Source organism: Rothia sp. HMSC072B03, from assembly GCF_001809565.1.
GTDB lineage: Bacteria > Actinomycetota > Actinomycetes > Actinomycetales > Micrococcaceae > Rothia > Rothia mucilaginosa_A.
On sequence record NZ_KV797969.1, the window covers coordinates 828,786 to 829,049 of the forward strand.

At 53.4% G+C, this 264-nt stretch carries 1 protein-coding gene; it reads left to right on the plus strand.

From position 1 onward, the window contains the following. Window positions 1-264 (plus strand): helix-turn-helix domain-containing protein (locus tag HMPREF2630_RS09475; protein ID WP_143131609.1); only part of this gene is annotated, 264 nt, incomplete at both ends.

Consider the following 264-nt stretch of genomic DNA (forward strand, 5'->3'; position numbering starts at 1 on the left):
TCGGAAACAGGCAGTACAAATGTTTGAGAAGGGACGTGGCTATCGTCTGACCGCCAAAAGGCTTGGTATATCTGCCGCGACTGTGAGAGAGTGGCAGAAAATGTACCGCGTCATCGGGAAGGGCGGGCTTCTTGCCATGGGAGTAAAGCACACCAGATACGACTATGAGACCAAGGTCGCCGCAGCGAAGGCTGTGGTTGATGGTGGGATGAGTAAGCCTGAAGCAATGATGCGTTTCGGTATTGCGAGCACGACACCGTTGAA